Genomic DNA, 18,636 nt, shown 5'->3' with positions numbered 1-18,636 from the left:
CGGGGCCCGCCCCGCTAGGGGTACGGGTTGATCGCGACCGAGCCCGAGCCGACCGCGGCGTGGACGGTGTCCGGGCTGGTGGTGTCGCTCAGCGCCGGGTCGATCTGCCCGCTGCCGCTGCCGATGTCGGTGGAGAAGGCGTAGTGGCTGCCCCTCGGCAGGCCGACCGTCAGCGAGCCGGAGACCGCCCCGACGTCCACCGCGTGCGGGGGCTTGCTGAAGAACAGCTCCACCGAGCCCGAGGCGGTCCGCGCGCTCACCCGCCGGGCGCTCAGGCCGGTGCCCTGCACCAGCCCGGAGGTGGTCTGCGCCGACACCTCGCCGGAGGTGTCGGCCAGCGTCAGCTGCCCGGAGGTGAGCTGCATCCGCACCGCGCCGCTCAGCCCCTCCACGGCGACCGAGCCCGAGGTCACCGCCCCGGTCACCTCCGTCCCGGCGGGCACCTCCAGCTCGATCTCGGCACCGCAGCCGAAGTCGGCCGCCGGCAGGACCATCCGGCAGTGCATCCCCACGGTGAGCAGGTCGTCGGTGAAGGTGGTCGACACCACCGGCTTGCGCACCATCCAGTCCAGCCGCTCGCGCACCACCACCTGCCCCTCCTGCCCCGCGCGCACCCGCACCGAGGCGCTGCCGGTCTCCAGCCGGAGCCGGTGGATCGTCACGTCGTACGGCCTGGTGGTGCTGGTCTGCTGCCGCACCACCAGCGACCAGGTCTGCACCCCCGCGACGAACACCAGCAGGACGGCCGCGAGCGTCCCGGTGATCCGCCAGGCCTTCGCCCCGTCCACGGCTACCCGACCTCCAGGAAGCGCAGCACCGCCATCACCCGGCGGTGGCTGTCGTCGGCCGGCGGGAGGTCCAGCTTGGTGAAGATCGAGTTGATGTGCTTGGCCACCGCGCTGTCGCTGACCACCAGCGCGGCGGCGATGGCCGCGTTGGAACGACCCTCCGCCATCAGCGAGAGCACGTCGCGCTCGCGCGGGGTCAGCTTCTCCAACGGGTCCCGGTGCCGGCGCACCAGCAGCTGGGCCACCACCTCCGGGTCCAGCGCGGTGCCGCCCTCGGCGACCCGCTGCAGCGCGTCCACGAAGTCGTCCACGTTGGCCACCCGCTGCTTGAGCAGGTAGCCGACCCCGCTGGTGTTGGTCGCCAGCAGGTCCGCGGCGTAGCGCTCCTCCACGAACTGGGAGAGCAGCAGCACGGCGACCTCCGGCCACTGCCGGCGGATCACCATCGCGGCCTTGACGCCCTCGTCGGTGAAGCCCGGGGGCATCCGGACGTCCGCCACCACCACCCCGGGGCGGTGCTCCTCCACCGCGGCCAGCAGCTCCACGGCGTCCCCGACCGCGGCCACCACCTCGTAGCCCACCGCCTCCAGGACCTTGACCAGGCCGACCCTCAACAGGACCGAGTCCTCGGCGATCACAGCACGCACGGCAACTCCACGGTGATGGTGGTGGGACCCCCGAGGGGGCTGAGAACGGACAGCGTGCCGTCGACCGAGGCGGCGCGCTGGCGCAGACCGGTCAGCCCGGTGCCGCGGGCGGGGTCCGCGCCGCCCACGCCGTCGTCGCTGACGACCAGGCGCAGCCGGCCGGCGGCCGTCCGCACCGAGACGTCGACCTGCGCGGCCCGGGCGTGCTTGGCCACGTTGGTGAGGGCCTCGGAGACGGTGAAGTAGGCGACCGCCTCCACGGTGGGGGCGATCCGCTCGGACAGCTCGACGTCCAGCCGCACCGGCAGCGGGGCGCGGGCGGCGATGCCGGACAGCGCCGCGTCCAGGCCGCGGTCCTCCAGGACCACCGGGTGCAGGCCGCGGACCAGGTTGCGCAGCTCGTCGATGGCCGCCTGGGCCTCCTCGTGCGCGGTGACGATCACCTGCATGGCGTCCGGCGGGCAGTCCTTGAGGGTGCGCCGGGCCAGGCCCAGGTTCATCGCGAGCGAGGTCAGCCGCTGCTGGGCGCCGTCGTGCAGGTCGCGCTCGATCCGGCGGCGCTCGGCGTCCACCGCGTCGACCAGGCCGGCCCGGCTCTCCGCGATCTCCTCGACCCGCTGCTCCAGCTGCTCCGCCCGGTCCGGCCCGAGCAGCAGGCGCACCGCCCGCAGCTCCAGCCAGGCCATCAGCGCCGCCAGCCAGGGGGTCACCACCACCAGCAGCAGCCCGCAGGCCGAGAGGGTGAGCAGCGCGGGCCAGTTCCGGCGCAGCTCGACGGTCGGCGGCATCAGCCAGATCCAGCCGTACACCGTGGTGAGCACCAGGGCCGCGCCCCAGGCGTACAGCACCGCGGCCGCGCCGAGCGCGAGCAGCGGGCCGGCCGCCAGGTGGTACACCGCCTGCCGCCAGGTCAGCACCAGGCGCAGCCGGCCCAGCAGCCAGGACCGGGCCTCACCGGGACGCGGCGGCGGCACCGTCACGCCGTAGAGCGCGCGCAGCCGGCCGCGCTGGACGGCGGACAGCGGGCGGGCGCAGACCAGGACGGCCGCGAGGACCGGGAAGAGCAGGCTGGGCTCGGTCACGGCCAGCCAGACCGGCACGGCCATCGGGAGGCCGGCGGCCGTGAAACGGGTGTCGCGCCAGGCCCCGGCCGACCACGGTGGCCGCCGGAGGCTCCTGACGAGCGCTCGGCGCAGCGTGGTGGAGGGCATGCCGGACAGCGTAGGGCCCGGTGATCGACGTCCACCATGAAGGGGGGTGCCCGTCAGGGGGTGTAGCCAGCTCCACCCCCCGGGCGGTGGGGTGTAGCTAACTACACCTCGGATTCGGTGTGCGGCACCACCGACAAACGCCCCCTCGCGGCAGCAGGCTTGGGGACATGACGAGCACCGCATCGCACTCCGCCACCCCGCCGCACGGGCGGCCCGTCCCCGGGGGCCACGGGGGTGTCCCCGGGGGCGCGCTCCACCCGGCGCCGGGGCCGGAGGGGACGCTGCCCGCCGGGGCCGGGCCCTGGTCGGTCCGCAGCGTCGGGTCCGGCCGCGGCCGGGCCGCGCTGGAGCTGTACCAGCACGGCGAGTTGGCCGACGTCCTGGTCTCCGCCCGGCTCACGCCCCAGCTGGTGCGCGGCGCGCGGCGCAGCCCGTCCACGGGCCGGGGCGCGCACGTGCTCGCCTGGGGCCGGCTGCCGGCCGACGGTACGGCGCCCTCGGTGGTGTTCACCGGCGGCCGACGGCTGTTCCGCACCGCCCGGGCCGCCGCGGCGGTCGAGCTGGTCGCCGAAGTGGTCACGGTCGCCGGGCAGTTCTGGCTGGCCTGCGCCGAGGGGCCGTTCGACACGGTGCTGGTCGTGCCGCGGCCGGGCGGGCCGGTGGAGCGGCTGGCGCTGCAGCGGGTGCGGGAGGGGGGCGACGCATGAGCATCGCCGTCGCCATCGCTCCCGGCCAGGCGCTGCCGGCGCGGTTCCGGCGGCTGCCCCGGCTGGCGGCCCTCGGGCTGCTGCCCTGGCTGATGCTGCTGGCCGTCGGCCACGAGACCGCGTGGGTGGTGCTGGACCTCGCGGAGTTCGCCGCCCTGCTGTCGCTGGACGCCCTGCTGCTCCGGCGCAGCGCCGCCGCCCCCTGGGCGGGCGGGGCGGTGGCGCTGCTGCTCGCCGGGGACGCGCTGGCCGACATCGCCTGTGCCGGGCCGGGGCACGCGGCGCTCGCCGCACTGGCGATGGCGTGCTGTGTCGAACTGCCGTTGGCGGCGGTGTGCCTGCTGCTCGGGCGGGCGGCGATACGCGGCTGGCGGTGAAGGGCCGGCGGCCGGCAGGGGACCGGTGTTCAGGCCCGGGTGGTTCAGGCCCGGGTGGGCAGGGCCCCGATGGTCGGGGTGCGGCTGGGCAGCCGGTCCATCAGGACGCGGCTCTCCTCGTCCAGCGGGGTGTAGCTGATCATCCGCGTACCGAGCCGGGGGCCGAGCCAGAAGTTGGTGTACTCGCAGCGCAACAGGCCCACGTCCGGCACCTGGAAGCGCTTGATCCCGTTGCCCGGCCGCATCACGTCGTGCCGCTGCCACGTCTCGGCGAAGTCCGGCGAGGCCTTGAGCAGCCGGGCCAGCAGCGCCTTCCAGGCCGGCTCGGCGGAGTGCTCGGCCATCGCGGCCCGGAACCGGGCCACCATGCCGAGGCGCTCCGTCCGGTAGTCGATCAGCACCTCGCGGAACCGCGAGGGGGTGAACGCCAGCCACATCAGGTTCCGCTCCTCCGGCGGCAGTTGCCCGAGGTCGCCGACGATGGCGGTGTACGGCGCGTTGTGCGCCAGGATGTCGTAGCGGGAGTTGACCACCGCGGCCGGGTACGGCGCCAGCTGCTCCAGCACCAGCCGCACGCTCGCGGTCACCGAGGGGCACTCCAGGACCGGCGCCGGGTCGTCCGCGCCGGCCAGGGTGAACAGGTGCGCCCGCTCGCTCGGGTCCATCAGCAGCGCCCGGGCCACCGCGTCCAGCACCTGGGCGGACACCTGGATGTCCCGCCCCTGCTCCAACCACGTGTACCAGGTCACCCCGACGGCGGCCAGCTGCGCCACCTCCTCCCGGCGCAGCCCCGGGGTCCGGCGGCGGCCGGTCATCGGCAGGCCCACCTGCTCGGGCGCGAGGCGCTCGCGGCGGCTGCGCAGGAACGCCGCCAGGTCGTGCCGGCGGGCCTCGTCCGGGGTGTCGCGGTGCTGCCCGACGGAACCGGGACGGGCTTGCGCGACGGGGGTCATCAGGCTCATGCTCCCCAGCATGCGGCACTTCGCAGCCTGTTGCCAGGTACTTCTTATACCTGGATAACCACACTCTGGTACCAGGGTACGAAGCGGCGGATCGTATGACCCGTGACTCAACAACTCGCCGTCGCCCCGGCCCCCGCCCGGACCGCCCCCGCAGCCGCTCCACGCACCCCCTCGCCCTCCCCCTCCCTCGGGACCGCCGGGCTGGTCACCGTCCTGCTCGGGGCCTTCCTGACGATGCTCGACTTCTTCATCGTCAACGTCGCCCTGCCCACCATCGACCAGGACCTGGCCGCCGGACCCGCCGTCCTGGAGCTGGTCGCCGCCGGCTACGGCATCGCCTTCGCCGTCCTGCTCGTCCTCGGCGGGCGGCTCGGCGACATCTTCGGCCGCCGCCGGCTCTTCGTCGCCGGGGCCGGCGCCTTCGCCCTCACCTCGCTGGCCTGCGGGCTCGCCCCCGACGCGTGGTCCCTGGTCGCCGCGCGGGCCGCCCAGGGGGCCTCGGCCGCGCTGCTGATCCCCCAGGTGCTCGGCACCATCACCGCCGCCACCGACGGCCCCCGGCGGGGCCGGGCGCTCAGCGTCTACGGCGCCGTCGGCGGCATCTCGGTGGTCATCGGGCAGGTGCTCGGCGGGATGCTGGTCGCCGCCGACCTGTTCGGCACCGGCTGGCGCTCGGTCTTCCTGCTGAACGTGCCGTTCGCGCTGGTCACCATGGTCCTCGCGGTCCGCTACGTGCCGGAGAGCCGGGCCAGCCGGGCCGCCGCGGTGGACGTGCCCGGCACCGTGCTGCTCACCGCCACGCTGCTCTCCCTGCTCGTCCCGCTGATGGAGGGCCGCGCGGCCGGCTGGCCGCTCTGGTCCTGGGTGCTGCTCGCGCTGTTCCCGCTGTTCGCCGTCGCCTTCGTGCTGGTCGAGCGCCGTGCCGAGCAGCGCGGCGACACCCCGCTGGTGCCGCCCACCCTGCTGCGGATCCCCGAGATGCGGCGCGGCCTCGGCATCGCCCTCCCCTACTTCGCCGGTTTCGGCGGCTTCATGTTCGTCATCGCCATCGCCCTCCAGCAGGGCCTGAAGCTCGGCGTGGTCGCGGCCGGCTGGGCGCTCGTCCCGATGGCCGTCGGCTACTTCACCGCCTCGCTCTCCGGCCCGCGGCTGATCGGTCGCTGGGGCAGCCGGGTGCTCAGCGCCGGCGCCGTCGTCCAGGCCGTCGGCCTCGCCACCATCGCGCTGACCGTCCTCGCCGACGCCGACCACTTCTCCCCGCTGCGGATGGCCCCCGGCGTCGCCCTGGCCGGCATCGGGCAGGGTCTGATCGGCACCCCGCTGTTCCGGGTCGTGCTCTCCAAGGTCCCCGTCGCCCGCGCGGGCGTCGGCAGCGGCGTCCTCGCCACCGCCCAGCAGTCCAGCCTCGCCCTTGGCGTCGCCACCCTCGGCACCCTCTACCTCTCCCTCTCCCCCAGCCTCGGGATGGGCCGCGCGCTCGCCCTGTGCCTCGGCATCCAGCTGTTGGGCTCCTTCACGGTGCTGTACCTGACCACCCGACTGCCGCGCTCCATCGGCTGAGTCCGACCGGCCCACGGGCCCACGGGCGACGGCGAACGGCCCCGCGACCGGTTCCTCCGGTCGCGGGGCCGTTCCGGCATTCCGGTGTTCCGGCGCTTCTGTCGTGCTTCTGCGTTCCCCCGTTCCGGCGCTCCCGCGCCCCGGCCCCCGGCGGCGGCCGCGTCGGTCCCGGCCCCGGCGCCGGCCGCGTCAGTCCCGGAGCCCGTCGAGCCAGCGGCCGACCAGCTCCCGTACCGCCGCGGCGCTCTCCACCTGCGGGTTGTGGCCCACCCCGTCGAGCACCGCCGCGGCCATCCGCGGGTAGTGGTCGAGCAGGGCGAGCTGATCGCGCCAGCCCACCAGGGCGTCCTGCCGGGCGGTGACCAGCAGATGGCGCCCGCGGTGCTCCGGTGCCCGCCGCTCCGGCCAGTCCGGCAGCAGGAAGGCGGTCTCCAACTCGGCCGCGGCCGCCTCGTCGTGGGCCCGCAGGCCGGGCAGCACGTACTGCGCGAAGAGCTCCCAGACCGGCTCGGTGAGACGGGCCATGACGTAGCCGAAGAGCTCGCGGTCGGCCGCCGGGAGCCGGGCCAGCAGGTCCTCGTCCCGCTCCAGCACCGTCTCCGCGGGCAGGGTCCGGTCCCCGGCCCAGTGCACCACCGGCACCAGCAGGGCCGAGCCGAGCACCTGCTCCCCGTACCGCGCGGTCACCGCCCGGGCCAGTTGGCCGCCGAAGGACTGTCCGACCACGGCGAACGGGCGGTCGCCCAACTCGGCGTCGATCCAGTCGAAGACGGCCTCGGCCAGGGCGGCCGCCGAGGTCGGGCCCGGCAGCCGGGGGCTGGCGCCGTGGCCGGGGAGGTCGAGGTAGAGGCGGCGCCAGCCCGGGCGGTCGGCGAAGGCCGGTTCGAGCGGGAGCAGCACGCGGTGGTCGACGGTGTAGCCGTGGATCAGCACCAGCGGGGTGCCGTCGCCGAAGGCGGTGTGGTGGAGGACGGTGTCGGTCATGGGAACAAGGGTCGACACTGACACCGGTGTCAAGGTCAAGGGCGTTCCCGAAGCGGTCCGGTCGTGCCGACCCGCAGGGCCGACCGGCCGACGGTCAGGCGAGGGCCTTGACCACGTCCAGGTACTCCCGGATCGCGTCCCGGTTGCGGGTCAGGCACTGGATCCGGCGGGTCATCCGCTCCGTCTCGGTCTCCAGGGTCTCCAGCATCTCCGGGGTGGCGTCGGTGAAGTGGATGGTCCGCGGGGCGTCCAGGCAGGGCAGGATCTGCTTGATGATCCGGGTCGGCAGCCCGGCGTCCAGCAGCCCGCGGATCTGCAGGACCCGGTCGACCAGGCGCTCGTCGTAGTCGCGGTAGCCGTTCGCCTCGCGGACCGGGAGGATCAGCCCCTGCGTCTCGTAGTAGCGCAGCAGGCGCGGCGCGGTGTCCGTCCGCCGGGCCAGTTCGCCGATCCGCATGTGACCACCCTCACATCCCGGCCGGGCCGCCCCGACTGGACCTTGACATGGATGTCAACGATAGACCATCGGCCCATGCCGACGAACGAACTCCGTTCCCCCGCCCCCTCCTTGACTCCTCCGACCGATGCCCGCACCGCCGTCGCCGACAGTGCCGCCGATGCCTGCGCCGACGCCGATGCCCGCACCGCCGGCCCGGCCCGGCTGCCCTGGCCCGCCCTGCTGGCCCTGAGCACCGCCGGGTTCATCACCCTGATGACCGAGGCACTGCCCGCCGGCGTCCTGCCCGCGATGAGCGCCGACCTCGGCGTCAGCCAGTCCGGCGCCGGACAGTCCGTCACCCTCTACGCGGTCGGCTCCATCGTCGCCGCCATCCCGCTGACCGCCGCCACCGCCGGCTGGCCGCGCAAGCGACTGCTGCTGCTGGCCGTCGGCGGCTTCACCCTGGCCAACGCGGTGACCGCGGTCTCCGCCGACTACGCGCTCACCATGGCCGCGCGCTTCGCGGCCGGCCTGGTCGCCGGACTGCTCTGGGCGCTGCTCGCCGGGTACGCCCGCGGCATCGTGGCGCCCGAACAGCGCGGCCGGGCGATGGCCGTCGCGATGAGCGGCGCCACCGTCGCCCTCTCCATCGGGGTACCGGCCGGCACCCTGCTCGCCGGGGCCGCCGGCTGGCGGGTCGCCTTCGGCCTGATGAGCGTGCTCGCCCTGGCCCTGGTCGGCTGGATCGCCACCGCCGTTCCCGCCGCCCCCGGCCAGGCCCCGGGCGACCGGCTGCCGCTCCGACGGGTGCTGCGGATCCCCGGCGTGGCCGCCGTGCTGGCCGTCACCGCGGCCTTCGTGCTCGCCCACAACATCCTCTACACCTACGTCGCGGCGCTGATCGAACCACTGGGCCTCGGCGGACGGACCGACACCGTGCTGCTCGTCCTCGGCCTGACCTCACTGGTCAGCATCGCCGTCACCGGCACCCTGATCGACCGGCACCTGCGGACCCTGACCCTCACCGCCTGCCTCCTCGTCGCCGCCGCGGCCCTGACCGTCGCCGCCGCCCTGCTCGGCTCGGCAGCCTGGCCGGTCTACGCGGCGGCCGCGGTCTGGGGCCTCGGCTTCGGCGGCGTCGCCACCCTGCTCCAGACCGCCGTCGCCGACGCCGCCGACACCGCCGCCGACCTGGCCCAGTCACTGCTGGTCACCTGCTGGAACCTCGGCATCGCCGCCGCCGCGTCCGCCGGCGGCCTCCTCCTCGACCACGCCGGGGCGACCTCGCTGCCCTGGTCCGCGCTGGCCCTGCTCGCGCTCGCCCTGGCCGTCACGGCGGCGGCCCGACGGCACGGGTTCCCGACGCGGCGGTGACGCTCGTCGGAGCGCGGCCGACGCAGGACGCCCGCCCTCGCCGTACCGTTCGTCGACGCCGTCAGCTCGTCGACACCGCACCGCGATCGGGCGCCGAGCCCCGGGCGCGGAGCTCAGTCGAGCGAGCCGACGAAGGCGTCCAGGCGGGCGACGGTGGCCCGGAGGAGGTCGACCGAGCCGATCGGGTCCTCGGGCAGTTCCAGACCGTGGTCGGCGCCGGGCAGCTCCAGGACCTGGAGACCGGTCGAGTCGGCGCGGCGCCGGTCCCACAGCCGGTCGGCGCCTCCGCCGACCAGGAGGGTCGGGGCCCCGGTGCGCCGGAGGGCGTCGACCACGTGGTCGACGGTCAGCACCGGGGTCAGCCAGGCGGCCGCGAGACCCCGGTCGGCGGCGACGCCGGCCGCGAAGGAGGCCAGCGACTTGCCGACCAGCAACCGGCAGGCGCCGCCCTCGGCGTCGACCGCCCCGGCGGTCTGCCGCTCCACCCAGGCGATCCGCTGCGCCATGGTGAACCCGGCGAAATCGGCGGGCAGGTGCCACCACAGCTCCTGGACCGTCCAGCCGTGCCGACGCAGGACGGAGCCGGCGAAGTGCAGCAGCGGCCGGGCGGGCGTGTAGCCGGTGCCGGGGACGACCAGCGCGACCCGGTCCGGGTCGCCGTCGAAGCGGGTGGGCAGGCTCAGGGCCGCGGGAGCGGGCGCGGGCGCGGTCACGGGGGTGGCTCCTCGATCGTCATTCGGCATGCCGCACAAGCTACTTCAGGCCATGGCGACCCGACGGGCCGGTCCGCCATACTTGACCGGCACACCTGATCGAACCGGAGGAAGGGGGAGCCCATGAGCTTCGTTCTCGTGTTCCTGGCCGCCCTGGCGGCCGTCGTCGCCGGGACCACGCTGTACCTGGCCCGCCGCGAGCGGGCCCACCGCCAGGGGGCCGGTGGCACGGAGGGACTGCTGATCGAACGGCAGCGGACCTCCCAGGCCACCCGGATCCGCGGCATCTACTCCAGCTTCGCCACCCACCACGGCAACGGCCTGCTCCCCGACAACCTGCACCAGCAGTACTCCTGACGGCCCGCGCGGGGCCCGCCGCCCACACCCGGGCGGGCCCCGCCGAAGCCCCAACAGGCCCCGCCGAAGCCCCAACAGGCCCCGCCGAAGCGCGAACCGGCCCCGCCCCCGGCCGGGCATGCCCGACGAAACCCGGGTGCGCCCGCGGGCCGTCCCGCGCGACACTGCGCGCATGACCTCCGACACCCCCGGGACGCCGCAGGCCAGGGCCATCGAGCAGGTGGCCGCGCTGTCCTCCGGCCCGCCGATCGACCCGGCCCTACGGGTGACGCTCAACTTCCATCCGGACCGCGCCTCGCGCGGCCGACCCATCCTGACGGCCCTGGCCGAGGACGGCCGCTACCTCTCCCAGTTCGCCACCGGAACCAGCAACGGCGGCCTGACCGCCCACCCGGGCGGCGACCGGTGGCGTTGGGAGAGCCGGATCTTCAACGGCGCCTACGACGACGCGGCGCCCCGCGAGCGGCCCGTCTACGGCGCGCTGGACCACCGCCGCAACCCGGTCGGTGCCGCACCGCGTTTCGGCTCGGCCCACTTCCGGCTCGCCGCCCACACCCTGGCGCGCACCACCTTCTGCTACCCGGACAGCGTTCGGGAACCGACCGACTTCGGCACCGCGGAGCGCATGGGGCTCATCCCGATCGCCTCGGCCGACCGGCAGGACGCCCTGGACGACTGCATCGAGGCCCACCTCCACGGCCCGGTCCGGCTGGCCGAGGACGTCGAAGCCCTGGTGCTCGACCCCTGCTACCGGGGCAGCTCCGTGGAGCGGGCCGCCCGCCGCCTCCCCTGCCCGGTCGAGTGGCACCCCGGCTTCCGGCTCACCGTCGAGGAACTCCGCCGCCACCCCGACTACCGCGGCCCGGAGTTCGTCGATCTGGGCGCCCGGATCGCCGTGGACGGCGTGCTCGACCCCCGGATCGTCGGGACGGCCGCCGCGACCGGCCGACACGACCCGCAGGCGGTCAAGAAGGTCTGGCACCTCCTCGCCCGCTTCGGGGCGCCCGCGACCCCGGCCGGAGGACCGACCCCAGCGCCTCGATGATCAGGCGGACGGCCTCGAAGCCCGTGGCCGCGACACCCAACCCGGCAGCGCAGGACCGAAACCGCCGGCGCGCCCCTCACGTGGCCTTCCGTGCAGGCTGGTTCACCGCGCGGACGGGGTCGGCGCCGACAGCACCGCTCCCCCTCCCCGTGACCCGGGCGCGCCCCCAGAGCCCATATCTATCATCTCTGCTACGGTCGTATTCATGACGAAAGAATTCGACATGGGCCCCGCCGAGACCGAGCTCCGGATGCCCCTCGACACCAAGGCGGTCATCTGGATCCTCTGCACCGGAGCGGGCGCCGGCCTCGGCTTCGCCGTGCCGTGGCTGCTCCGCTTCGCCGCCGACCACCCGGTCCCGTACGCGGACACGGTGCGGTTCCTCGGCTCCTTCGACTCCCCCGGCATGGTGATCGGCCGCCCCGCGCTGCTGGCCGTCATCGGCCTGCTGATCGGGCTCTTCCTCACCCACCAGGCCGCCGTCCTGCGCATCACCGACGAGCGGATCACCGTCATCGAGGGCGACGACACCCGGGTCATCGCCCGCGAGCAGGTCGGCGGCGTGTTCCGGCACGGCGGCAAGGTGCGGATCGAGTCCCCGGTCGGCCGGGTGCTGTTCGACGACGACGTCGAGGGCGGGCCCGCCGTCATCGCCGAGGCCTTCTGCCGCCACGGCTACCCTTGGGAGGGCGCCCGGGCCGCCGCCGGGGGCGCGATCGAGAGCTGAGGTCCCCCGTTGTCCGACTACAGAGCCGCGCCGCGGACGGTCGTCGAGGCCTGCTTCGACCCGCAGGGCACCGCCTCCCTCGCCTACGTCTACGACCTCGCCGCGGCGGCCGGGCTGGCCGATCAGCCGGTCCGGCTGGCGATCCGCCGGCTGGAGGCGGCGGGCGTCCTGCGGCAGGAGGGCCGCGGCCGCAAGGGCCGGCTGCTGCTGACCGACACCGGCCGGCTCCGGACGGACCAGGACGCCCGGTTCATCGCGCTCGCCTACGCACAGGACGCCGGCCGGGCCCCCTGGGACGGCCACTGGCGGCTCCACACCTTCTCCGTCCCCGAGCAGCACCGGCCCGAACGCGACGCCCTGCGCGCCGCGTTGACCCGGCTGGGCGCCGCCCCGCTCGCCCCCGGCGCCTACCTCAGCCCGCACGACCTTCGGGCCGAACTCGTCACCGAGACCTCGGAGTCCACGGTCGGCGGCTACCTGATCACCGCCGAGGCCACCCGGCTCACCGGTCCGGGCTTCACCGACCCGGCGTCGACCGCCGAGCGGCTCTGGCCCGCCGCCGACACCGTCCGGGCCTACCGGCCGCTCGCCGACGCGCTCGCCCGGCAGTCCCCGACGACCTCCGACCCCACCGAACTCGTCGTAGCCGCACTGGAGTTGTCCGACGCCTTCAGCCGGGCGCTGGAACAGGACCCGCTCCTGCCGCCCGAGCTGCGACCCGCCCCCTGGCCGCCGTCCCGGCTCCGGAACGACTTCCGGGAGCAGTGGACGGCGATCCGCGACCGGGCGCCGGACCTCTCCCTCTTCCGCGCCTTCGACGCCCCGGCCGGCTGAGCGCCGGAAAAGCGGTTGGCGCACCCGCCCGACCGGCCGACAATCGCCGGATGACCGATGACCAGATCGACTGGGACCGCCTGAGGGCCGCCCGCCGGGCCTGCACCCGCTTCCTCTCCGGCAGCCGGCCCCCGACCATGCACGAGCGGCTCACCGCACTCCTCGCCGCGGTCGAGCCGGGCGACCACCCGGACTTCTACGGCACCGGCGGCCCGGTCGGGGAGTTGGAGAAGCGCACGGCCGCCCTGCTCGGCACGGAGGACGCGGTCTTCTTCCCCACCGGCACCATGGCCCAGCAGGTCGCCCTGCGCCACCACGCCGAACGGACCGGCAACCGGGCCGTCGCCCTCCACCCGCTCAGCCACATCGAGCGGCACGAGCGGCACGCCCACCTCCAGCTCACCGGCCTGCGCGGCCTCTGGCCCACCACCGCGACCCGCCAACCCACCGCCGCCGAACTCCGCGGCCTCGGCGAGCCGTTCGGCACCCTGGCGGTCGAACTCCCGCTCCGCGACCCGGGCTTCCTGCTGCCCAGCTGGGACGACCTGGTCGACCTGGTCGCCGCCGCCCGGGAGAGCGGCGCCCGGGTGCACTTCGACGGCGCCCGGCTCTGGAACACCACGACCCACTTCGGCAGGCCGCTCCACGAGATCGCCGCCCTCGCCGACAGCGTCTACGTCTCCTTCTACAAGGACCTCGGCGGCATCAGCGGCGCCGCTCTCGCCGGCGACAAGGCGCTCACCGCCTACGCCCGCACCTGGCGCCACCGCTACGGCGGCCAGCTCTACCAGCAGTGGCCCGCCGCCCTCTCCGCGCTCATCGGCCTGGACACCGTGCTCCCGCTGATCCCCGGCTACACCCGCCACGCGGCCACCCTCGCCCCCGCCCTGGCGGCCCTCCCCGGTGCCCGGCTGTTCCCGGCCGCGCCGACCACCCACGAGTTCCAGCTCTGGCTCCCGCACCCGGCGCGCGCCCTGAACGCCGCCGTCCTCGCGCTCGCGGAGCAGGAGCGGATCTGGTTCATCCCCGAGTGGACCGACGCCGCCCCCGGCCTCGCCTGCGCCGAGATCGGTCTGGACGGCCCGGCGCAGGACTGGACGGCCCAGGAGGTCACCGAACTCGGCCTGCGCTTCCTGGAGTTGACCGAGGCCGCCGAACACGGCCGGCCCCGGACCGCCTGAACGCCCACCGCCGACAAAGGGTTGGCCACCCCCGGACCCTTCGTGTCAGAATGACGATTATGAGCGAGCAACGTGTGGGGGTCTTCGCCGACATCCGCGACCGGGAGGGGCTGGCAGCCCTGATGGCCGCCGGGGAGCGGCCGAAGTGGGTGATGTTCTGGGGGCACACCGCGCGCAAGGGCGGCGGGGCCCGGCAGGAGTGCCTGAGCCAGTGGTGGCCCGGGGAGTTCACCGTCGACGGAGTGGCGTACGCCTCCGCCGAGCACTGGATGATGGCGGGCAAGGCCCGGATGTTCGGGGACGAGGAGGTCGCCCGGCAGGTGCTGGCGGCCCGGACGCCCGCCGAGGCGAAGAAACTGGGCCGACTAGTCCGGGGCTTCGACGAACAGGCCTGGGCGGCGGGCCGGTTCGAGCTGGTGGTCCGCGGCAACGTCGCGAAGTTCGGCCAGGACGAGGCCCTGCGGGAGTACCTGCTGGGCACCGGGGGCCGCGTCCTGGTCGAGGCCAGCCCGGTGGACCGGATCTGGGGCATCGGGCTGGCCTCGGACGACATCCGGGCCGAACGCCCGCTGGAGTGGCGGGGGTTGAACCTGCTCGGGTTCGCCCTGATGGAGGCGCGGGCCCGCCTGGGCGGATGAGGCCGGTCGCGCCCCACCGCCCCACCGGGAGCGCGACCGGCGCACTCCCGCCAACGCCCGCCCTCTGCGCGCTCCTTGACACCACTCGGGCACGACTGGTCGCGCTCTCGTAACTCCATCGCCACATTCCGACGCCAGGATGTCCCGCAGTCAGGGTGAAGATGGACAGGTTGGGGCGATCATGCGCATGCGGTCGACGGGAGAATCCGCAGGCCGGCCGCCGGAGGGCGAGCAACGGGCCGCCGAACTCCGGGCAGAACTGGACGAGTTGCTCCGCGCGAGCCGGTACGCGAGCCAACGTGAACGGCGGCTGAACGAGGCGATACGGGCAGCCCCGGGCCGCCGGCGGCCGGACGGCGACCTGCTGCGGCAGCTCGCCCAGGCCCGCACGCTGCGCGCCGGCCTGGGCGCGCGCTGCCTGCAACTGAGCGATCAATTACAGGAGTTGGAGCTGGAACTCAGACAGCGCCCGCACCCTCGGCCCGCCCCGCCCGAGCCCCAAACACAGTCCCGAGCACAGCCCCAAACGCAACCCCAAGCACAGCCCCACGCGCAGCCCCGGCCGCTCCCACAGCCCTACCGGGCCCCGCGGCCACCCACGCAGGACGAGCCGCACCGACAACAGCCGCCGCCGGCCCGGCCGGACCTCGGCACCCTCACCGAGCGGATCACCGGCCTCCACCGCAGCGGCGCCTTCCCCGAGGCCGAGGAACTGCTGGACCGGGCCGCCGCCCGGCTCACCCCCGACGACACCGCCCTGCTGGTCGGGATGCTCGCCCAGCGCGGCCCGACCGGCGCCTCGCTCCACCTGGCCCGGACCGCCGCCGGGAGCCCCCCGGAGCACGCGGTCGCCGTCCTGACCGAGCTGCGCGACCTGGGACTGGCCGAGGAGGCCGCCGACCTGTTCCACGCGTTCTGGGCCTACCCGGCGTCCGCCGTCCCGGGCCTGCTCGCCGCCCTGGAGCGGGCCGGGCAGCACGCCGACGGCGCCACCCTGCTCTGGGAATGGGGCTCGGCCCCGACCCCCGAGCTCACCTCCCTCGCCGCCTGCCTCCAGCAGCACGGCCGCCCCGCCGACGTCCGGACCCTGCTGCGCCAGGCGGCCGGCCGCCCGACCGCCGACCTGGCCGGCCTCGCCACGGAACTGCCGCCCGCACTGGCCGCCCTGCTGCTGCAGGACCTGGCCGCACTGCGCCCGCCGGTCGAACTGGTCCGGCTGGCAGCCGCGTTGGAGGGCCACCCCGAGCTCTACCGGCAGCTGCTGGCCGCGCTGCTCACCGACCCGCCCCGCCACCGCACCACCCTCGCGGCGCTGCGCGCGGCAGGTCTGCCGACCGCCCCGCCGACCGCCCCGCGCTCCCGCTGGGGCCGGCGGTAACACCCGGCGCCACCGAGCGACGACACCGGGCGCCCGGCGCCGGAACCAACGGCGGGGAGCCCCCGCCCGCCCTCCACCGGAGGACGGCCGGGGGCTCCCCGAAGCCGTACCGTCACAGCACCGGAGTGCCGGACTCAGCAGCCGATCAGACGCGCCGCCAGGTAGCCCTTGACCTGGTCCAGCGACACCCGCTCCTGCGACATGGTGTCGCGGTCGCGGACGGTCACCGCGTTGTCCTCGAGGGTGTCGAAGTCGACCGTCACGCAGAACGGCGTGCCGATCTCGTCCTGGCGGCGGTAGCGCTTGCCGATCGCGCCCGCGTCGTCGAACTCGACGTTCCACGCGGTGCGCAGGTCGGCGGCCAGGCCGCGGGCCTTCGGCGAGAGGTCGGCGTTGCGCGACAGCGGCAGGACGGCGACCTTGACCGGGGCCAGGCGCGGGTCGAGCCGCATGCCGACGCGCTTCTCCATGACGCCCTTGGCGTTCGGCGCCTCGTCCTCGAAGTAGGCGTCGATCAGGAAGGCCAGCATGGCGCGGTTGAGGCCGGCCGCCGGCTCGATGACGTACGGGAAGTACCGCTCGCCGCTCTCCTGGTCGAAGTACCGGAGGTCCTTGCCGGAGGCCTCGCTGTGCACCCGCAGGTCGTAGTCCGTGCGGTTGGCGACGCCCTCCAGCTCGGAGAACTCGGAGCCGCCGAAGTTGAAGCGGTACTCGATGTCCACGGTGCGCTTGGCGTAGTGGGACAGCTTCTCCTTCGGGTGCTCGAAGAAGCGCATGTTCTCGGTGCGCATGCCCAGGTCGACGTACCAGTCCCAGCGCTGCTGGAGCCAGTACTCGTGCCACTGGTCGTCCTCGCCCGGCTTGACGAAGAACTCCATCTCCATCTGCTCGAACTCGCGGGTGCGGAAGATGAAGTTGCCGGGGGTGATCTCGTTGCGGAAGCTCTTGCCGGTCTGGGCGATGCCGAACGGCGGCTTCTTGCGCGAAGTGGTCTGGACGCTGCTGAAGTTGGTGAAGATGCCCTGGGCGGTCTCGGGGCGCAGGAAGGCCAGGCCGCTAGCCTCCTCGGTGACGCCGAGGTGGGTCTTCAGCATGCCCGAGAAGTCCTTGGGCTCGGTGAACTGGCCCTTGGTGCCGCAGTCGGGGCAGTTGACGTCCTTGAGACCGTTCGGCGGCGGGAAGCCGTGCTTGGCCTCGTACTTCTCCTCCAGGTGGTCGGCCCGGTGGCGCTTGTGGCAGGAGAGGCACTCGGTCAGCGGGTCGTTGAAGGTGGCGACGTGGCCGGAGGCCTCCCAGACCTCGCGGGCCAGGATCACCGACGAGTCCAGTCCGACGACGTCCTCGCGGGCCTGGACCATCGTGCGCCACCACTGGCGCTTGATGTTCTCCTTGAGCTCCACACCCAGCGGCCCGTAGTCCCAGGCGGCACGCGTGCCGCCGTAGATCTCGCTGCAGGGGTAGACGAAGCCACGGCGCTTGCTCAGGCTGACGATCGTGTCGATCTTGTCGGCGGCCACAGTGCTCTCTTCAGTACGTACGGCACGGTCAGGGCACGGCTGGTTGCTCGTACCCGAATACCTCAGGTTACCGGCCAGACGGGTACGGGGTTCAAATCGGTATCGTCCGGCTCCCCCCACCCATCGTCACCTGCCGTTCACCCATCCGAGTGAGTTGACAATCATTTCCACTTGAGATGAGAATGATTGTCATGATGATCGGACTGCTCAGCCGCCGGACCCGCACGACCGCCGCCCTCGCGACCACCGCCCTCGCCGCCTCACTGGCCCTCACGGCCTGCAGCGGCAGCAGCAGCGCCAAGGGCACGGACGGCAAGCTGAACGTCGTCGCCTCCTTCTACCCGATGGAGTTCCTGGCCCAGCAGATCGGCAAGGAGCACGTCGCGGTCACCGACCTCACCGCGCCCGGCGTCGAGCCGCACGACCTGGAGCTCACCGCCAAGCAGGTCGCCGGGGTCCAGAAGGCCGACGCGATCATCTACCTCAAGGGCCTGCAGCCGACCGTCGACCAGGCCGTCGGCCAGTCCGCCAGCAAGCACAAGATCGACGCCACCGCGGCCAGCCCGCTGGTCGACCACCACCTCGACGAGGGCACCGCCGAGGCCGACGGCCACCAGCACGAGGGCCCGGCCGGCGACCCGCACATCTGGCTCGACCCGACCCGCTACGCCGCGATCGCCAAGAGCGTCGGCGCCGAGTTCGCCAAGGCCGACCCGGCCCACGCCGCCGACTACCAGAAGAACACCGACGACCTGGTCACCAAGCTCACCGCCCTGGACCAGGACTTCCGGACCGGGCTGAAGGACACCGGGACCAAGACCTTCGTCACCAGCCACGCCGCCTTCGGCTACCTCGCCGACCACTACGGCCTCACCCAGGTCGCCATCAACGGCGTCGACCCGGAGTCCGAGCCCACCCCGGCCCGCCTCGCCGCGGTGCAGAAGGCCGCCAAGGACAACGGCGTCACCACCGTCTTCTTCGAGACCCTGGTCAGCCCCAAGCTCGCCGAGACCGTCGCCAAGGACCTCGGCCTCAAGACCGCCGTCCTGGACCCGCTGGAGGGCGTCAAGGACCCCGCCAAGGACGACTACCTGAGCGTGATGCGGCAGAACCTGGCCAACCTCCAGGCCGCCCTCGGCGCGCCCGCGGCGTCCGCCGCCCCCACCCCCTCCGCCACCAGCTGACGGGACGCACCGC

General features: G+C 74.3%; 20 protein-coding genes. 12 read left to right on the top strand and 8 right to left on the bottom strand.

Annotated elements, in window-relative coordinates; translation table 11 throughout:
* Nucleotides 1-14 precede the first annotated feature (14 nt).
* From AB0O91_RS30810 to AB0O91_RS30800, 3 genes are read right to left on the bottom strand one after another with little or no spacing between them, the layout of a single operon-like run.
* A complete protein-coding gene (locus AB0O91_RS30810; RefSeq protein WP_363439968.1) occupies nt 15-788 on the bottom strand; it encodes a DUF4097 family beta strand repeat-containing protein in 774 nt (257 codons plus the stop codon).
* Nucleotides 789-790: 2 nt separating this feature from the next.
* The gene (locus AB0O91_RS30805; RefSeq protein WP_363439965.1) at nt 791-1,435 is read right to left on the bottom strand and encodes a response regulator transcription factor; all 645 of its coding nucleotides are present in this window, start codon (nt 1,433-1,435) and stop codon (nt 791-793) included.
* Nucleotides 1,423-2,646 (bottom strand): sensor histidine kinase, encoded by a 1,224-nt coding sequence (locus AB0O91_RS30800; protein ID WP_363439964.1) that lies wholly within the window; start codon nt 2,644-2,646, stop codon nt 1,423-1,425. The genes AB0O91_RS30805 and AB0O91_RS30800 overlap by 13 nt, the downstream gene beginning before the upstream one ends.
* 167 nt (nt 2,647-2,813) lie before the next feature.
* On the opposite strand from AB0O91_RS30800, the gene AB0O91_RS30795 reads away from it, so the two are divergent.
* Together AB0O91_RS30795 and AB0O91_RS30790 are read left to right on the top strand one after the other, a co-directional pair.
* A complete protein-coding gene (locus AB0O91_RS30795) occupies nt 2,814-3,353 on the top strand; it encodes a hypothetical protein (RefSeq protein ID WP_363439962.1) in 540 nt (179 codons plus the stop codon).
* Nucleotides 3,350-3,730, top strand: a complete 381-nt coding sequence (locus tag AB0O91_RS30790; protein ID WP_363439960.1) for a hypothetical protein — start codon at nt 3,350-3,352, stop codon at nt 3,728-3,730. The genes AB0O91_RS30795 and AB0O91_RS30790 overlap by 4 nt, the downstream gene beginning before the upstream one ends.
* 44 nt (nt 3,731-3,774) lie before the next feature.
* On the opposite strand, the gene AB0O91_RS30785 is transcribed toward AB0O91_RS30790, so the two are convergent.
* Nucleotides 3,775-4,683 (bottom strand): helix-turn-helix transcriptional regulator, encoded by a 909-nt coding sequence (locus tag AB0O91_RS30785; RefSeq protein WP_363440011.1) that lies wholly within the window; start codon nt 4,681-4,683, stop codon nt 3,775-3,777.
* 111 nt (nt 4,684-4,794) lie between these two features.
* On the opposite strand from AB0O91_RS30785, the gene AB0O91_RS30780 reads away from it, so the two are divergent.
* Nucleotides 4,795-6,252, top strand: coding sequence for an MFS transporter (locus tag AB0O91_RS30780; RefSeq protein WP_363439957.1), 1,458 nt, complete (start codon nt 4,795-4,797; stop codon nt 6,250-6,252).
* Nucleotides 6,253-6,441: 189 nt separating this feature from the next.
* On the opposite strand, the gene AB0O91_RS30775 is transcribed toward AB0O91_RS30780, so the two are convergent.
* Together AB0O91_RS30775 and AB0O91_RS30770 are read right to left on the bottom strand one after the other, a co-directional pair.
* Entirely contained in the window at nt 6,442-7,236 is a 795-nt protein-coding gene (locus tag AB0O91_RS30775; protein WP_363439954.1) for an alpha/beta fold hydrolase, read from the bottom strand.
* Nucleotides 7,237-7,330: 94 nt separating this feature from the next.
* Nucleotides 7,331-7,693, bottom strand: a complete 363-nt coding sequence (locus tag AB0O91_RS30770; RefSeq protein ID WP_363439951.1) for a MerR family transcriptional regulator — start codon at nt 7,691-7,693, stop codon at nt 7,331-7,333.
* Nucleotides 7,694-7,768: 75 nt separating this feature from the next.
* On the opposite strand from AB0O91_RS30770, the gene AB0O91_RS30765 reads away from it, so the two are divergent.
* Nucleotides 7,769-9,049 carry an MFS transporter gene (locus tag AB0O91_RS30765; RefSeq protein WP_363439948.1) on the top strand — a complete coding sequence of 427 codons (1,281 nt, stop codon included), beginning with the start codon at nt 7,769-7,771 and terminating at the stop codon, nt 9,047-9,049.
* Nucleotides 9,050-9,162: 113 nt separating this feature from the next.
* On the opposite strand, the gene AB0O91_RS30760 is transcribed toward AB0O91_RS30765, so the two are convergent.
* On the bottom strand, nt 9,163-9,762 hold the full coding sequence (locus tag AB0O91_RS30760) for an alpha/beta hydrolase (protein ID WP_363439945.1): 600 nt from the start codon (nt 9,760-9,762) through the stop codon (nt 9,163-9,165).
* Between the two features lie 123 nt (nt 9,763-9,885).
* Here AB0O91_RS30760 and AB0O91_RS30755 point away from each other — a divergent pair, with 123 nt between their 5' ends.
* The 7 genes from AB0O91_RS30755 to AB0O91_RS30725 all read left to right on the top strand — a co-directional run bounded on the left by AB0O91_RS30755 (nt 9,886) and on the right by AB0O91_RS30725 (nt 15,922).
* Complete coding sequence (locus tag AB0O91_RS30755; RefSeq protein WP_363439942.1) at nt 9,886-10,119, top strand: hypothetical protein; 234 nt, start codon at nt 9,886-9,888, stop codon at nt 10,117-10,119.
* A 172-nt stretch (nt 10,120-10,291) separates the two neighbouring features.
* Nucleotides 10,292-11,164, top strand: a complete 873-nt coding sequence (locus AB0O91_RS30750) for a DUF3626 domain-containing protein (RefSeq protein WP_363439939.1) — start codon at nt 10,292-10,294, stop codon at nt 11,162-11,164.
* Between the two features lie 205 nt (nt 11,165-11,369).
* Nucleotides 11,370-11,891, top strand: a complete 522-nt coding sequence (locus AB0O91_RS30745) for a hypothetical protein (RefSeq protein WP_363439936.1) — start codon at nt 11,370-11,372, stop codon at nt 11,889-11,891.
* A gap of 9 nt (nt 11,892-11,900) precedes the next feature.
* Nucleotides 11,901-12,725 (top strand): PaaX family transcriptional regulator C-terminal domain-containing protein, encoded by an 825-nt coding sequence (locus AB0O91_RS30740; protein WP_363439933.1) that lies wholly within the window; start codon nt 11,901-11,903, stop codon nt 12,723-12,725.
* A gap of 50 nt (nt 12,726-12,775) precedes the next feature.
* Nucleotides 12,776-13,906 carry a beta-eliminating lyase-related protein gene (locus AB0O91_RS30735; RefSeq protein ID WP_363439930.1) on the top strand — a complete coding sequence of 377 codons (1,131 nt, stop codon included), beginning with the start codon at nt 12,776-12,778 and terminating at the stop codon, nt 13,904-13,906.
* Nucleotides 13,907-14,028: 122 nt separating this feature from the next.
* The gene (locus AB0O91_RS30730) at nt 14,029-14,544 is read left to right on the top strand and encodes an NADAR family protein (protein ID WP_363440008.1); all 516 of its coding nucleotides are present in this window, start codon (nt 14,029-14,031) and stop codon (nt 14,542-14,544) included.
* A gap of 181 nt (nt 14,545-14,725) precedes the next feature.
* On the top strand, nt 14,726-15,922 hold the full coding sequence (locus tag AB0O91_RS30725) for a hypothetical protein (protein ID WP_363439927.1): 1,197 nt from the start codon (nt 14,726-14,728) through the stop codon (nt 15,920-15,922).
* Between the two features lie 134 nt (nt 15,923-16,056).
* Here AB0O91_RS30725 and AB0O91_RS30720 read toward each other — a convergent pair whose 3' ends face one another.
* Nucleotides 16,057-17,439, bottom strand: a complete 1,383-nt coding sequence (locus AB0O91_RS30720; RefSeq protein ID WP_363439924.1) for a glycine--tRNA ligase — start codon at nt 17,437-17,439, stop codon at nt 16,057-16,059.
* Between the two features lie 191 nt (nt 17,440-17,630).
* Between AB0O91_RS30720 and AB0O91_RS30715 the strand changes: the two genes are divergently transcribed.
* A complete protein-coding gene (locus tag AB0O91_RS30715; RefSeq protein ID WP_363439922.1) occupies nt 17,631-18,623 on the top strand; it encodes a metal ABC transporter substrate-binding protein in 993 nt (330 codons plus the stop codon).
* The last annotated feature ends 13 nt before the right edge of the window (nt 18,624-18,636 follow it).

Origin of the sequence: Kitasatospora sp. NPDC089797 (assembly GCF_040684795.1) — a bacterium.
Lineage (GTDB): Bacteria > Actinomycetota > Actinomycetes > Streptomycetales > Streptomycetaceae > Kitasatospora.
The sequence above is the reverse complement of the archived record's forward strand: the minus strand, read 5'-3'. Positions and strand labels throughout refer to the sequence as shown.